The organism is Variovorax sp. OAS795, assembly GCF_040546685.1.
Taxonomy (GTDB): domain Bacteria; phylum Pseudomonadota; class Gammaproteobacteria; order Burkholderiales; family Burkholderiaceae_C; genus Variovorax.
In genome coordinates this window covers 4605128-4618523 of record NZ_JBEPOH010000001.1, presented here as the reverse complement: position 1 = coordinate 4618523, position 13396 = coordinate 4605128, and the positions used below count along the sequence as shown (strand labels likewise).

Annotated in this window: 13 protein-coding genes; 4 read left to right on the top strand and 9 right to left on the bottom strand. The window is 66.7% G+C overall.

The window, feature by feature from the left end:
* Positions 1 to 93: 93 nt before the first annotated feature.
* Together ABID97_RS22285 and ABID97_RS22280 are read right to left on the bottom strand one after the other, a co-directional pair.
* Complete coding sequence (locus ABID97_RS22285; protein WP_354401840.1) at positions 94 to 798, bottom strand: GntR family transcriptional regulator; 705 nt, start codon at positions 796 to 798, stop codon at positions 94 to 96.
* Between the two features lie 5 nt (positions 799 to 803).
* The gene (locus ABID97_RS22280) at positions 804 to 2138 is read right to left on the bottom strand and encodes a C4-dicarboxylate transporter DctA (RefSeq protein WP_354400823.1); all 1335 of its coding nucleotides are present in this window, start codon (positions 2136 to 2138) and stop codon (positions 804 to 806) included.
* A 176-nt stretch (positions 2139 to 2314) separates the two neighbouring features.
* Between ABID97_RS22280 and ABID97_RS22275 the strand changes: the two genes are divergently transcribed.
* Complete coding sequence (locus ABID97_RS22275) at positions 2315 to 2539, top strand: hypothetical protein (protein WP_354400821.1); 225 nt, start codon at positions 2315 to 2317, stop codon at positions 2537 to 2539.
* A gap of 302 nt (positions 2540 to 2841) precedes the next feature.
* Positions 2842 to 3699 (top strand): aldo/keto reductase, encoded by an 858-nt coding sequence (locus ABID97_RS22270; RefSeq protein WP_354400819.1) that lies wholly within the window; start codon positions 2842 to 2844, stop codon positions 3697 to 3699.
* A 6-nt stretch (positions 3700 to 3705) separates the two neighbouring features.
* Here the strand turns inward: ABID97_RS22270 and ABID97_RS22265 are convergent, their stop codons facing one another.
* The 6 genes from ABID97_RS22265 to ABID97_RS22240 form a co-directional block, all read right to left on the bottom strand.
* Positions 3706 to 5202 carry a nucleobase:cation symporter-2 family protein gene (locus tag ABID97_RS22265; protein WP_354400817.1) on the bottom strand — a complete coding sequence of 499 codons (1497 nt, stop codon included), beginning with the start codon at positions 5200 to 5202 and terminating at the stop codon, positions 3706 to 3708.
* Positions 5203 to 5342: 140 nt separating this feature from the next.
* Positions 5343 to 6101, bottom strand: coding sequence for a GntR family transcriptional regulator (locus ABID97_RS22260; protein WP_354400815.1), 759 nt, complete (start codon positions 6099 to 6101; stop codon positions 5343 to 5345).
* Positions 6102 to 6161: 60 nt separating this feature from the next.
* The gene (locus ABID97_RS22255; RefSeq protein ID WP_354400813.1) at positions 6162 to 6902 is read right to left on the bottom strand and encodes an aspartate/glutamate racemase family protein; all 741 of its coding nucleotides are present in this window, start codon (positions 6900 to 6902) and stop codon (positions 6162 to 6164) included.
* A 25-nt stretch (positions 6903 to 6927) separates the two neighbouring features.
* Positions 6928 to 8421 (bottom strand): NCS1 family nucleobase:cation symporter-1, encoded by a 1494-nt coding sequence (locus tag ABID97_RS22250; RefSeq protein ID WP_354400811.1) that lies wholly within the window; start codon positions 8419 to 8421, stop codon positions 6928 to 6930.
* 226 nt (positions 8422 to 8647) lie between these two features.
* Positions 8648 to 9118 (bottom strand): SET domain-containing protein, encoded by a 471-nt coding sequence (locus ABID97_RS22245; RefSeq protein WP_354400809.1) that lies wholly within the window; start codon positions 9116 to 9118, stop codon positions 8648 to 8650.
* A gap of 60 nt (positions 9119 to 9178) precedes the next feature.
* A complete protein-coding gene (locus tag ABID97_RS22240; RefSeq protein ID WP_354401839.1) occupies positions 9179 to 10099 on the bottom strand; it encodes a LysR family transcriptional regulator in 921 nt (306 codons plus the stop codon).
* A 144-nt stretch (positions 10100 to 10243) separates the two neighbouring features.
* Between ABID97_RS22240 and ABID97_RS22235 the strand changes: the two genes are divergently transcribed.
* Together ABID97_RS22235 and ABID97_RS22230 are read left to right on the top strand one after the other, a co-directional pair.
* Complete coding sequence (locus tag ABID97_RS22235) at positions 10244 to 11137, top strand: amino acid ABC transporter substrate-binding protein (RefSeq protein ID WP_354400807.1); 894 nt, start codon at positions 10244 to 10246, stop codon at positions 11135 to 11137.
* A 2-nt stretch (positions 11138 to 11139) separates the two neighbouring features.
* On the top strand, positions 11140 to 12456 hold the full coding sequence (locus ABID97_RS22230) for an aminotransferase class V-fold PLP-dependent enzyme (RefSeq protein ID WP_354400805.1): 1317 nt from the start codon (positions 11140 to 11142) through the stop codon (positions 12454 to 12456).
* Here the strand turns inward: ABID97_RS22230 and ABID97_RS22225 are convergent.
* A complete protein-coding gene (locus ABID97_RS22225; RefSeq protein WP_354400803.1) occupies positions 12419 to 13327 on the bottom strand; it encodes an alpha/beta fold hydrolase in 909 nt (302 codons plus the stop codon). The two genes, ABID97_RS22230 and ABID97_RS22225, sit on opposite strands and share 38 nt — an antisense overlap.
* Between the last annotated feature and the right edge of the window lie 69 nt (positions 13328 to 13396).

Here is a 13396-nt window from a genome sequence, read left to right as displayed (position 1 = left end):
GTAGCCGAGCCGGAATGCACGCCCGTGTCGGCCGGGATGCCCTTGTGTTCGTCGCCGCGCCGGCACCCGGGGCCGGACCTCGCCGGCCGCGGATCAGCGCCGGGCGCGCGGCAGCGCCACCGGTGCCAGGGTGGCGCGCAGCCGGGCCGGGGCGTCGGGGCCGGCCGCGGTGTCCACTTCGAGCGAGCGCTCGACGTTGCCGATGTGCTCGAGCATCAGCGTGCGCGCCCGGGCCGTGTCGCCGGCCTCCAGCGCAGCGACGATGGCGTCGTGCTCCGCGCAGGACTGCCCGGCTTCGTGCCGGGACTGGTAGAGGGTGGCGGCCAGCGTGGTGCGGGCCGTGAGGTCGCGCAGCACGTCGACCAGCAGCTGGTGCCCCATCTGCTCGGCCAGGCACACATGGAAGTCCGCCAGCAGGAAGGCGCGCGTGGCGGCGTCGGCGCCCTCGATGGCGCGGCGCTCGTCGGCGATGTGGTCGCGCAGCTTGCGGATCACCTTCTGCAGCGGCCGGCCCTCGCTCTCGGCCAGGATGCCGGCCTCGACGATGCGCCGCGCCGAGAACGCATCGCGCGCCTCCTCGGCCGAGGGCTCCACCACGTACCAGCCGCGGCGCGACTGCACCTCGACGAAGCCGCGCGCCTGCAGCTGCATGAGCGCCTCGCGCACCATGGTGCGGCTGACCGCGAAGTTCTCGGCCAGCGCCTGCTCGCCGAGCCGCTCGCCGGGCGCGAGCTTCTGCGCCAGGATGGCTTCGACCACCCGCTCGGCAATGGCGGTGGGAGTGACGTCGGTGGCCATCGGCATCAGTGGCTGGCGGCGCCAGCGCCCAGCGGCGCCACCGGCAGCTCGGGCTCGGCCAGCGGCTCGTCGTCGGGCGAGTAGGAGCCGTCCAGCACGGCATGGGCCCGTTCGCGGTCGATGTCGCCCTCCCACGCCGCAATGGCCACCGTCGCCACGCAGTTGCCGATCAGGTTGCCCAGTGCGCGCGCGATGCCCATGAACCAGTCCACCGAGAGCACCAGCACCAGCCCGATGGCCGGAATGGCCGGAATCGCATGCAGCGTGGCCGCCAGCACCACGATGGCCGAGCCGGGTACGCCGTGCGCGCCCTTGGAAGTGACCAGCGCAATCGCCAGGATGGTCAACAGGTCCGCCATCGAGATCGGCGTGTTGGTGGCCTGGGCGATGAACACCGCCGCCAGCGTGATGTAGATCGAGAACGCGTCCAGGTTGAACGAGTAGCCCGTGGGAATCACCAGGCCCACCGTCGAGTCGCGGATGCCCATGCGGCGCAGCTTGGCCATGATCTGGGGCAGCACGCTGTCCGACGAGGTGGTGGCGAACACGATGGCGAGCTCTTCGCGCAGGTAGCGCAGCAGCTTCCAGAGGCTGAAGCCCGACATGCGCATGACCAGCCCGAGCACCACGAAGACGAAGACCAGCACCGCGCCGTAGAAGAGCGCGACGAGCATGCCCAGCTGCTTGAGCGAGCCGATGCCGTATTTGCCCACGGTGAAGGCGATGGCGCCCAGCACGCCGAGCGGCGCCAGCTTGATGATGATGCCCATGATCTTGAACAGCACCAGCGACAGAGAATCCACCACCGCGCCCACCGGCTTGCCCCGGTCGCCCAGCAGCGACAGCGCGCAGCCGAACAGCACCGCGAACAGCAGCACCTGCAGCACGTCGCCCGTGGCGAAGGCATTCACCACCGTGGTGGGGATCAGCTTCATCAGGAATTCGACGGTTCCGCCGCTCGTGAGCTTGTCGGCGTTCGACGCATAGGCGCTCATGGCGGTGGCGTCGAGCTTGCCCGGGTCCACGTTCATGCCCGCGCCCGGCTGGAACACGAAAGCCAGCACCAGGCCCATGCCCAGCGCAATGGTGGTCAGCACCTCGAAGTAGATCAGCGCCTTCACGCCGACCCGTCCCACGCGCTTCAGGTCGCCCGCGCCCGCGATGCCGTGCACCACCACGCAGAACACCAGCACCGGGATGATCATCTTGATCAGCTTGATGAAGCCGTCGCCGAGCGGCTTGAGCTTGACGGCGAACTCCGGCGCGAAGAGGCCGGCGAGCACGCCGAGCACCAGCGCGATGACGACCTGGCCGAAGAGGGATTTGGCAAAGCGGGGCATGGCGGACCTTCCAGCAGTTGAATGCAAGATCACCACAATCTTGCATACAAGCAATGTAGGCAAGAATGGCCGGCTGCGCAGCAGGGTATTCCCGCACCGGATCAACGAGGCGAAAGTCCACGGTCACGCTCAAGCGGGGCGCGGGGTACTTCAAGTCCGACGCCTACAAGGTCACCATGAAGAAGGAAGGCTTCGCGGACGTATCGCAACAAGTCGACAGCCAGGTCAGCGGCTGGTACATAGGCAACCTCATGCTCGGAGGGCTGCTGGGAATGCTGATCATCGATCCAGCGTCCGGTGGCATGTACACCTTCCCCGATGCGGTCAAGGGCACGCTGGCGCCGAACGTCGGCGGGGCCGGCGGCAATGCGGCGGTGCCAGCGCCGGTCAAGGTCAATTAGCCATGGCGCCGCATGGCCCGACCTGAAGGGGGATGCGGCGCGCTCTTCATGCCATGCGCTTTGGCCCACGAGCCAGGCTCATTGGGCGGGTCCACCGGCTTGTCCGAATGTCCCTTTGTTTCGTGCCTGATGGATCACACGAAAGCACAGCAGGGAGTCCGGAGGAGCGCGCCGCATCCGGGTTGCAGATTGCGCGGTTCAACTCGCGCCCTGTGTGTCGGCGGGACGCCGAAGCGCTGTAGGACTTGCGCCAACGCCGGGGGGCCCTGGCGTTGCGGGCTGCGCGGTTTACGATTTGCAGGATGCGAACACTGCCCCTCTCCACATCCAGCGAAATTCCGGTCCTCGGCCTCGGCACCTGGCGCATGGGCGAGGCCTCCGGCCGCCGCAAGGCCGAGGTGGCCGCGGTGCGCGAGGCCATCGCCATGGGCTACCGCCTGATCGATACCGCCGAGATGTACGGCGAGGGCGGCGCCGAAACGGTGCTCGGCCAGGCGCTGGCCGAAGCCTTGCGCACGGGCGACGTGCGCCGCGACGAGCTCTTCATCGTGAGCAAGGTCTATCCGCACAACGCGAGCCGGCGCGGCACGCCGGAGGCCTGCGAGCGCAGCCTCCAGCGCCTCGGGCTCGACATGATCGACCTGTACCTGCTGCACTGGCGCGGCAGCCATCCGCTGCGCGAAACGGCCGAGGCCATGCAGGCGCTGGCAGCGCGTGGGCGCATCGCGCATTGGGGCGTGAGCAATTTCGACGTCGACGACATGCAGGAGTTGTCGCAGGCCGTGGGCGAGGGCCCCGGCTGCGCGGCCAACCAGGTGTACCTGTCGCTCGGCGAACGCGGTCCTGAATTCAGCCTGCTGCCCTGGATGCGCGAACGAGGCATGCCGCTGATGGCCTACAGCCCGATCGACCAGGGCGCGCTGGCCGCGGATGCCGCGTTGGAAGAACTGGCCGCCCGGCTCGGCGTGACCGCCGCGCAGCTCGCGCTGGCCGCGGTGATTGCGCGGCCCGGCGTGGTGGCGATTCCGAAGGCCGTGCGCCGCACGCACCTCGAAGAGAACCTCGCCGCGGCCCGGCTGGTGCTGGACGCGGCAACGCTCGAAGAATTGGATCGCCTGCACCCGCCGCCGCAGCGCAAGACGCCGCTGGCGATGATCTGACGGCCCTCAGTGCGCTTCGGCCTGCTTGGCCGCCGCGATCACGGCCTCGTCGTCCTGCTTCGCGCCGTTGAGGAACAGGTTCAGCAGCACCGCGCTGATCGACGCCAGCAGGATGCCCGATTCGACCAGCGAGTGGATCGCGTGCGGCATCCATTGCTTGAAGTTGGGCGCAATGAGCGGGATCATGCCGATGCCGATCGACACCGCCACGATCATCGCGTTGTGCCGGTTGCCCTTGAAATCCACGCCCGAGAGAATGCGGATGCCCGTGGCCGCGACCATGCCGAACATCACGAGCCCGGCGCCGCCGAGCACCACCGTGGGCAGCGACTCGATCAGCGCCGCCATCTTCGGCAGCAGGCCCAGCACCACCAGGATCACGCCGCCGGCCACGCAGACATAGCGGCTCTTGATGCCGGTGACCGCCACCAGGCCCACGTTCTGCGAGAAGCTGGTGTACGGAAAGGTGTTGAAGATGCCGCCGATGAGCGTGCCCAGGCCATCGGTGCGCAGGCCCTTGGCAAGGTCTTTCTGCGTTATCTTGCGGTCGGTCATCTCGCCGAGCGCGAGGAACATGCCGGTCGACTCGATCATCACAACGATCATGATCAGCGTCATGGTGAGGATCAGGATCGGGTCGAACTGCGGCATGCCGAAGTGGAACGGCAGCACCACGTCCACCCACGCCGCCTTGCCGACTTTCTCATAGGTCATGAGCCCCGTGATCGACGCCACCACCGCGCCGATCACGATGCCCAGCAGCACCGAGATGTTGGCGATGAAGCCCCTGGCGTACTTGACGATCAGCAGGATGGACACCAGCACCAGCGCCGCCACGCCGAAACCCGACAGGTCCGCGTACTTGGGGTTGGGCACCGTCGGCATGATGGCAAAGCCCTTGGGCACCGCGGGAATCGAGCTGCCCGGCGACGTCACTTCGGCCAGCCACTTCGCGTAGACCGGATCGACCAGCGCCGGTGCGGTCGGCCCCACCGGGTTGCCGAAGATCCAGTTGATGCCCACGCGCATCAGGCTGATGCCGATCACCGCGATGATGGTGCCCGTGACCACCGGCGGAAAGAAGCGCAGCATGCGGCTCACCAGCGGCGCGATGAGTATCGACACCACGCCCGCGCCGATGATGGCGCCGAACAGCAGCTGCGCACCGTTCTGGCCCGGGTTGGCATTGGCGATGGCGACCATCGGGGCGACCGACGCGAAGGTCACGCCCATCATCACGGGCAGCCTGATGCCGAACCACTGCGTGGCGCCCAGCGCCTGGATCAGCGTGGCAATGCCGCAGCAGAACAGGTCGGCCGAGATCAGCAGCGCCACCTCGTCGGGCGACAGCTTGAGCGCGCGCCCGACGATCAGCGGCACCGCCACGGCGCCCGCGTACATCACCAGCACGTGCTGCAGGCCCAGGGCCGCGAGCTTGCCTGACGGCAGCCGCTGGTCCACGGGATGGATGGTCTGAACAGTGGAAGAGGTCTCGGCCGTCATCGTGCATCTCCTGGCGCAGCAAGGGGAACGGGCGTGGGCGGCGCGGGAGTCCGTGCGTCCACCAAGTGTGTACGCCAAACTGTATACAATTTATGCCGCAATATGGATGCAGGAAAACCCGCACCGGTGCGGCGGCGCTGTCAGGCGAGCAGGGCCTTGACCAGGTCGAGCTGCCGGTCCGGCTTTTCGGTGCCCAGCGCCAGGCTGGCCTCGATGCGCTCAAGGTGTTCGGTCATGCAGGCCACGGCGCCTTCCGCGTCGCCCTTGCGGCAGATGCGCAGGAACTCCGAGTGCTCGTCCGACGAACAGTGCGGGTCGTTCGACGAGTGATAGAGCATGGCGATGAGCGAGCTGCGCGCCACCAGTTCGCGCACAAGCTCGGCCAGCGTCTTGTTGCCCGTGGCCTCGGCCAGCGCCACGTGGAAATCGCCCAGCACCTTCTCGCGCACCGTGCCCGTGGTGGTGGTCTGGCGCAGCGCGGTGCGCTCGAAGCGGATGTGCTGCTCCAGCACCTGGTAGTCGCGCGGGCGTGCATGGGCAATGAAGAGGCGCACCACTTCGCTCTCGAGGATGCGGCGCACCGCGAACACCTCGCGCGCCTCCTGCACCGTGGGCTGGCAGACGAACGCGCCCTTGTCGGGGATCATCTCGATGAGCTTGTCCTTCGACAGCATCAGCAGGGCCGCACGGATCTTGGTGCGGCTCACCGAATAGACCCGCCCCAGCGCTTCCTCGCGCAGCCAGGTGCCGGGCGGCAGGCGCTTCTCGACGATGGCGGTGGCGATGTCCTGCGCAATGCCCTCGATCGAGCTGCCCTTGTCGGTGGTGGCAGCGGGCCCGTTGTCGGCCGGGGCGGCGGTGGCAGGGGAGGCGGGAGATTTGGAGCTGGCGCGGGGCATGCCGGGATTGTGGCTCAGCAGCGTGGCCGGCGCGCCCGCATCGTTCTCCCCTGATTCTTTCTATGCCGCTGGCAGCGTGAAGCTTTCGAGCGCGCCCGTCATCCGCTTGGGCAGCGGGTGGGCCAGTTCACCGTGCTTGCTGGTCCGCAGCTTCAGGGCGACGAGCGATTCGACGAGCTTGGTGGCCGCGGCCACGCCGTCGATCACCGGCACGCCGAGCAGCCCGCCGATGTGTTCGCACAGGTCGGTCATGCCCGCACAGCCGAGCACGATGCAGTCGGAGCCGTCTTCGTCGAGCGCACGCCGGCATTCGCCCACGATGCGTTCGCGAGCATTGGAACCGGGCTCCTCGAGTTCGAGGACCGGCAGCTCGCAGGCGCGCACGTTGGCGCAGAAGCGCTCCATGCCGTAGATCTCGGCCAGGTGCCAGGCCTGGCCCATCGTGCGGCCCAGCGTCGTCACCACGCTGAAGCGGCTCCCCACCATGCTGGCCAGGTGCATCGCGGCTTCAGCGATGCCCACCACCGGTCCGCGGGCCAGCTCGCGGGCCGCCTTCAGGCCCGGGTCGCCGAAGCAGGCGATCACGTAGCCGTCGACGCCCTGGCGCTCGCCCGCCGCAATCTCCTGCAGCAGGCCGGGCACGGCCAGCGCCTCGTCGTAGTGGCTCTCGATGGAGAGCGGCCCCATGGCGGGACTGGCCGCGACGATCTCGGTGCCGGCGTGCGCCACCGCGCGGGCGCAGGCGCCGATCTTCTCGGTCATGCTCCAGGTGGTGTTGGGATTGATGATCTTGATGCGCACGGCGCGGTCCTTCTCTTTCGGTGTTTCAGGTCTTGTTGCTGCGGTTCAGCAGGACATAGAGGACGAAGCCCAGCCCCATGCCGATGAACCATGCATAGTTCGCGCCACCGCGCAGCGCCGGCACCATCACGCAGAGGATCGGCACCAGCGCGGAGGGAACCAGCGCCTGGATCGCCTTCGGGTTGTAGCCGCCGCTGTACCAGTATTTGCCCTGGGTGCTCATCGAGTAGAGCGCGTCCACGTCGATGTATTGCTTCCGCACGATGTAGTAGTCGGCAATCAGGATGCCGAACAGCGGGCCGATGAACGAGCCCAGCACGTCGAGCGTGTAGTGGATCACTTCGGGGCTGTTGTAGAGGTTCCAGGGCGTGAGAAACACCGAGCCCACGGCGGCGATCATGCCGCCCGTGCGCCAGCTGATGTGCTGCGGCGCCACGTTCGAGAAGTCGAAGGCCGGGGAGACGAAGTTCGCGACGATGTTGATGCCGATGGTCGCGATCATGAAGGTCAGCGCGCCCAGCACCACGGCGGTGGTGCTGTCGATCTTGCCCACGGTGTGCACCGGATCGGTGATGAGCTCGCCGAACACCGGCAGCGTGGCGGCCGTGGTGATCACGGTCAGGAGCGAGAAGAACACGAAGTTGATCGGCAGGCCCCAGAAGTTGCCTTTCTTCACCGCGTCGAAGCTCTTCGTGTAGCGCGAGAAGTCGCCGAAGTTCAGCATCGGGCCGCTGAAGTAGCTCACCACCAGCGCAATGGCCGAGAGCATGACGGGCAGCGCATCCCAGCCCTGGAACTTGATGCCGCCCAGGTTCAGGTCGATCTTGCTCCAGCCCGCCTTCCACACCAGCCAGCCGCAGAGCACGGCCATCACCACGTACACGGCCGGGCCGGCCCAGTCGATGAACTTGCGGATCGCTTCCATGCCGTGCCAGAACACGAAGGCCTGCAGCACCCACATGATCATGAACGCCACCCAGCCCAGGGTCGAAAGGCCCGCGAAGCCGTGTTGCGCCACGTCGGCATACGGTGCCAGGTTGGGGAACATGTGCAGCGCCAGCACCATGAAGGCGGCCGATGCGAGATAGGTCTGCACGCCGTACCACGCCACCGCGATCAGCCCGCGGATGATGGCCGGGACGTTGGCGCCCAGCACGCCGAAGGGGGCGCGGCACACCACGGGGTAGGGCACGCCCGTCACCTGGCTGGGCTTGGCCACCAGGTTGCAGAAGAACTGCACGATCACGATCCCCACGAGCAGCGACACCAGCACCTGCCAGCTCGACAGGCCCAGCGCGAACAGGCTGCCGGCCGTGATGTAGCCGCCCACGCTGTGCACGTCGGACATCCAGAACGCGAAGATGTTGTATTGGCCCCAGGTCTGCTTCTTCAGCGGCGCCAGGTCTTCGTTGGTCAGCCGGGGGTGGTAGCCGGGCTTGATCAGCGCGTTGGATTCGGCATGCGGCGCATGGCCGGCTTCGCTCGCCCCCGTGGGGGCCTGGCTGACGACTGTGCTCATGGTCTTTCCTCGTGCGAATGGTGGGTTGAGGGACCGCTGTCCGGCACATTTTGCGCGCCGGAGGATCGGGTGCGTTATTTGTATACAAAAACCGTGTGCAATCAAGTCCATCCCGCGATTCATATATCCGTAGATTCCCTGATGCCGCGGCGGACGAAAAAACGGCGCCGATGGCTTGCAGCCATGGCGCCTCTCGCGGTGCGGACGTGGTGAATCTAGCCGGCGATCACTCCGCCTCGACCGGGGCTAGCATGGTCCCGCGGCAGTTCGGCGAGCCGCAGTGGCAGGGGTATTTGTCGGCCGTCGAGCCGTCGTCCGCGGTCAGCGAATAGTCGATGAACAGCTCGTCGCCTGCATCCACCGGCACCAGGGTCTGGAACTTCAGCATCAGCTCGCCCGCGTCGTCGTACTCCTCGACCGCCTCGCAATTGGGGTCGCAGGCGTGGTTGAGGTGGCGCGTGCCGTTGCCGCCCTTGGCGCCGTCGATCGTCTCGTGGTTGGACAGCGTGAACAGGTAGGTGAGCTGGTCGTTCCACGACCTGGCGGCGATCTCCTCCCGCGTGTAGCGGCGGCCTTCGTAGAGGCCGAGGAAGGCCTCGGCGGGCAGGTCGCGCGTCGCGAACGCACCCAGGCCGTGCACCCCGCTGGGGGCGACGCGGATGTTGGGCGTGGACGATGTCTGCTTGCGGGGTTTCATGTGCAAAGGAGCTGTGGAGAGGGCGGGCGGGGCAAGCGCCAAGTGTGCACCAGCGCCCGCTCATCCATTCGGCTCTTCGCCCGCCTGGGCCTGGAACATGCGCGTGAAGTCGCAGCATTCCTGCGCCAGCATCACGATGGACGAGGTGAGCGCGCTGCGGTGCTCGCCCTTGTGCATGGCCACGTAGCGCACCACCGGCAGCGGCGGCACGACCTCGATGACGGCCAGCATGCCGGCCGAGACGAGCGGCTCGAGGCACTCGCGCGGCAGGTAGCTCACGCCCAGGCCCGACACCGTGAGCCCGGTCAGCGCCACGAGGTTGCTCACCACGATGGTGTCGGACGGCTGCACGCCCTGGTCCTTCATCCAGGCGTCGTAGGCGCGGCCGGTGCCGGAGTTCTTGCCTTGCACCAGCATGCGGTACCGCGCCAGCTCGTGCAGCCGCATGCTGCCGGTGGCGGGCACCACGCCGGGCTTGCACATCCAGGCGCTCTTCACCTGGCCGATGGCCTTGCTCTGCATGCGCGAATCGGCAAAGGTGTCGGGCACGATCACCAGGTCGAGCTCGTCGGCCAGGAGCTTGTCGCGCAACTGGAGGCTGTCGTCCACGTCGGGCTCGAGGATGACCTTGGGATAGTGCTGCTGGATCAGCCCGACCAGCCGGGGCAGCCAGGTCATGGCCGTGAGTTCGGTCACGCCGATGCGCAGCCGCCGTTCCACCACGCCCGGCTTGCTGAACTGCTCGACGGCCGCATCGCGCTGCTCGAGCAGCCGTGCCGCGAGCACGTACATCTCCTCGCCTTTTTCGGTCAGCCGCGCGGTGCGCTGGCTGCGGTCGAAAAGCGGGGTATCGAACAGCAGTTCGAGCTCATGCACCCGCTTGGACACGGCCGATTGCGAGGTGTGAAGCTGGTTGGCCGCCTGCGCGAAGCCGCCGAGCCTCGCGATCCAGTACAGGGCTTCGAGCTGCTTGAAGGTCATCACGGTGCGGCTGGGTATTGATTCGTTTTATTCATGTTATTCGATCACAAAAAATCGCTTTTGGAAATTTGAGGCGACGCCGAAGATTCGTCCCGTTGCCTCGTCGCCCGTGTACTTCCTGCCTCATCTCCAAAGGACCATGCCATGAACCTCAAACTGTCCCTCGCGCTCGGCGCCAGCATCGCGCTGCTCTGCGGTACGTCTTTCGCGCAAGAAAGCCCGACGCTGCGCAAGATCAAGGAAAGCGGCACGGTGCAGATCGGCAGCCGCGACACGCAGATTCCGTTCTCCTACAAGACCGGCGCGGAGAGCGCGCCCATCGGCTTCACCAACGAGATCTGCCTGAAGGTGGTCGACGCGATCAAGGCCAGGCTCGGCCTGCAGAAGATTGAGGTGCGCTACACGCTGCTCAACTCGACCAATCGCATTCCGCTGGTGCAGAACGGCACGGTCGATCTCGATTGCGCGACCACCACCAACACGGTGCAGCGCCAGCAGCAGGTCGACTTTGCGCCGAGCCACTTCGTCACCAACATCACCGCTGCGGTCAAGAAGAACTCGGGCATCAACTCGATCGCCGACCTGCAGGGCAAGACCGTCGCCACGGTGGCGGGCAGCACTTCGATGCAGTTGCTGCGCGGCTTCCGCAAGACCGAGAACATCGAGGTGCAGGAAATCGCGGGCAAGGACACGGCCGATGCCTTCTTGCTGCTCGCGAGCGACCGCGCCGTGGCGTATGTGCTGGACGACGTGCAGCTGGCTGGCCTCATCGCCAACCAGCCCAACGCCTCCGACTACAAGCTCCTGAAGGACGTGCTGCGGCAGGAGCCCTACGGCATCATGATGCGCAAGGACGATCCCGAGTTCAAGGCCATCGTCGACCAGGCCGTGACCGAGATGATGAAGTCGGGCGCCATCGACAAGCTCTACGCCAAGTGGTTCATGTCGCCCATTCCGCCGCGCAACGTGAACCTCAACTTCCCGATGTCCGACGCCGTGCGCGAGGCCTACAAGAACCCGAACAACAAGGGCGTCTGAGAATGCCGGCCACTACTCACCATGCCCGCGGGTTGGCGTTTCCCGATGCGCTGATGCGCGAGGTGAAGAATCGCTTTCTCCATGTCGACCACGACCACCACGGGCGGGAGCGCCTCTACTTCGACAACGCGGGCGGCTCGTTCCGCCTGAAGGCGGCGGCCGAGCGCTTCATGCAGGTCGATGCGATTCCCGACAACGCCGAGCGCATCCACGCCACCGCGGTCGAGCTGCAGAAGATCCAGGCCACGGCAGCCGCCGACCTGCGCACCATCCTCAACGCAGAAGGCGGCAGCGTCTATGCGTCGCTCACGGCATCGGGCGCGATGTTCGACATGGTGCGCGCAGTGGCCGAGAACGTGCCGGGCACGAACATGGTCACCACCGTGCTGGAGCATCCTTCGTCGTTCGATGCCATGAGCCTCTATGCCGGCAAGACCGGCCGCGAGCTGCGGGTGGCGCGGAGCAACCCCCAGACCGGCGGTGTCGATGCCGACGAGATCGTGCGGCTGGTGGACAAGGACACTTGCCTGCTCAACGTGATCTATGCGTCGAACATCTCGGGCGCCAAGCTCGACATGGATCAGATCGTGCGGCGTTCGCGCGAGATCAAGCCCGATCTCTACATCGTGGTGGACGCCGTGCAGCACGCGCCCCATGGATTGATCGACCTGCAGAAGACGCCTGTCGACGGCATCAACATGGCGCCCTACAAGTTCTTCGGCTGCCGGGGCTCGGGGCTGTCATGGGTGTCGGCGCGCGCCGCGCTGCTGCCGCACCACAAGCTCGCGGGCAAGAAGCCCGACTTCTGGGACCTCGGCAGTTCCGCGCCGTGGCAATTTGCGGTGGTCACCGAAATCGTCGACTACGTGTGCTGGCTCGGCCGCCACTTTTCGGATGCGACCGAACGGCGGGCACTGTTCGAAGCCGGCATTGGGCACATCGAGCTGCACGAGCGGGCGCTGCTCGCAGCGCTGCTCGACGGAACCGCCAATGCCGCGGGGTTGCGCAGCATCGAAGGCGTGAAGGTCTTCCTGGATCACCCCGACCTGACCAAGCGCGACCTCATCATCGGCATCGGCTTCGACCACCTGGACTGCACGCAGGCGGTGGTCGAGTACGGCAAGCGCGGCGTGACGGTGTACGAGCGCGTGGCAAGCAGCATCTACTCCCGGCGAATGCTCGACTCCTTCGGGCTCGAAGGCACGGTGCGCGTGTCGCCCCTGCATTGCAACTCGCTCGCCGACATGGAGAAATTTCTCCGTGTGACCCAGGACATTGCCGTCAGCGCGAATGGGCGGAAGACAGGAAGCGCCGGATGACCGGCACCACCTGATCGAGGTGTGTCTCGAGCAGCCAGTGCCCGCCGTCCGTCAGCACCAGTTCGGCATTCGGAATGTCGCGCAGGTAGGCGCGCGCGGAAGCCTCGGGCATGTATCCGTCGTTCGGCCCCCAGACGATGAGCGCGGGCGGCTGGTGTTCACGCAAATAGGCCTGGTAGCGCGGAAACCATTCGAGGTTCTGCTTCAGGCCTTCCATCAGCTTGCGCGCAAGCTCCCGCCGCGGCGGCGTGTTCATCAGCGGCCAATGCAGCTTCCAAAGGTCCGGCGGTATCTGCGCGGCCTGCGCTTGTGACACCTCGCCGACGAACTCGGCGCGAAAGCCGTCTTCGCTCACCGCTTCGTCGAGGACTGCGCGGTTCTCCGGCGACGGGTCGCGCCAGAATTCCTGGATCGCCTTGTACTTCGGGCCGAGCGTGTCCTCGTAGATGTCGCCGTTCTGGATGATGAGCGCGGCCACCCGCCCAGGGTGCCGGATGGCCAGGCGCAGGCCGATCTGCGAACCGTAGTCGTGCAGGTACAGGCTGTACCTGTCGAGCCCCAGCCTGTTGCAGAAGGCTTCGAGAAAGCCCGCATACGCATCGAAGTCGAAGCCGACATCGCCGGACGGTGTATCGCTCAGGCCGAAGCCCGGGTAGTCGGGCGCCACCAGGCGCCACCTGTCCGCGAGCGCGGGCATGAGCCGGCGGTACTGGAAGGACGAGCATGGATAGCCGTGCGGGAGCAGCAGCACCGGTGCATCGCGTGGGCCGGCTTCGCGGTAGAAGATCTGCATGCCGTCGACATCGATGAATCGATGCGCGACCGCATGCGCATCGGCGGGCAACGAGGGCATGGGACTGCGTTCGTTCATGCGCGCCATGCTGCACGCCGGTGCGTGCCGGCGGGTGTAGGTGGCTGCTGATGCGCCGCGTCGGACGCA

Excerpts from the sequence above, each read along its gene's own strand:
- ABID97_RS22230 (WP_354400805.1), top strand. The coding sequence starts at position 11,140 with ATGCCGGCCACTACTCACCATGCCCGCGGGTTGGCGTTTCCCGATGCG.
- ABID97_RS22250 (WP_354400811.1), bottom strand. The coding sequence starts at position 8,421 with ATGAGCACAGTCGTCAGCCAGGCCCCCACGGGGGCGAGCGAAGCCGGC.
- ABID97_RS22285 (WP_354401840.1), bottom strand. The coding sequence starts at position 798 with ATGGCCACCGACGTCACTCCCACCGCCATTGCCGAGCGGGTGGTCGAA.
- ABID97_RS22235 (WP_354400807.1), top strand. The coding sequence starts at position 10,244 with ATGAACCTCAAACTGTCCCTCGCGCTCGGCGCCAGCATCGCGCTGCTC.
- ABID97_RS22225 (WP_354400803.1), bottom strand. The coding sequence starts at position 13,327 with ATGAACGAACGCAGTCCCATGCCCTCGTTGCCCGCCGATGCGCATGCG.
- ABID97_RS22240 (WP_354401839.1), bottom strand. The coding sequence starts at position 10,099 with ATGACCTTCAAGCAGCTCGAAGCCCTGTACTGGATCGCGAGGCTCGGC.
- ABID97_RS22265 (WP_354400817.1), bottom strand. The coding sequence starts at position 5,202 with ATGACGGCCGAGACCTCTTCCACTGTTCAGACCATCCATCCCGTGGAC.
- ABID97_RS22280 (WP_354400823.1), bottom strand. The coding sequence starts at position 2,138 with ATGCCCCGCTTTGCCAAATCCCTCTTCGGCCAGGTCGTCATCGCGCTG.
- ABID97_RS22275 (WP_354400821.1), top strand. The coding sequence starts at position 2,315 with ATGAAGAAGGAAGGCTTCGCGGACGTATCGCAACAAGTCGACAGCCAG.
- ABID97_RS22260 (WP_354400815.1), bottom strand. The coding sequence starts at position 6,101 with ATGCCCCGCGCCAGCTCCAAATCTCCCGCCTCCCCTGCCACCGCCGCC.
- ABID97_RS22245 (WP_354400809.1), bottom strand. The coding sequence starts at position 9,118 with ATGAAACCCCGCAAGCAGACATCGTCCACGCCCAACATCCGCGTCGCC.
- ABID97_RS22270 (WP_354400819.1), top strand. The coding sequence starts at position 2,842 with ATGCGAACACTGCCCCTCTCCACATCCAGCGAAATTCCGGTCCTCGGC.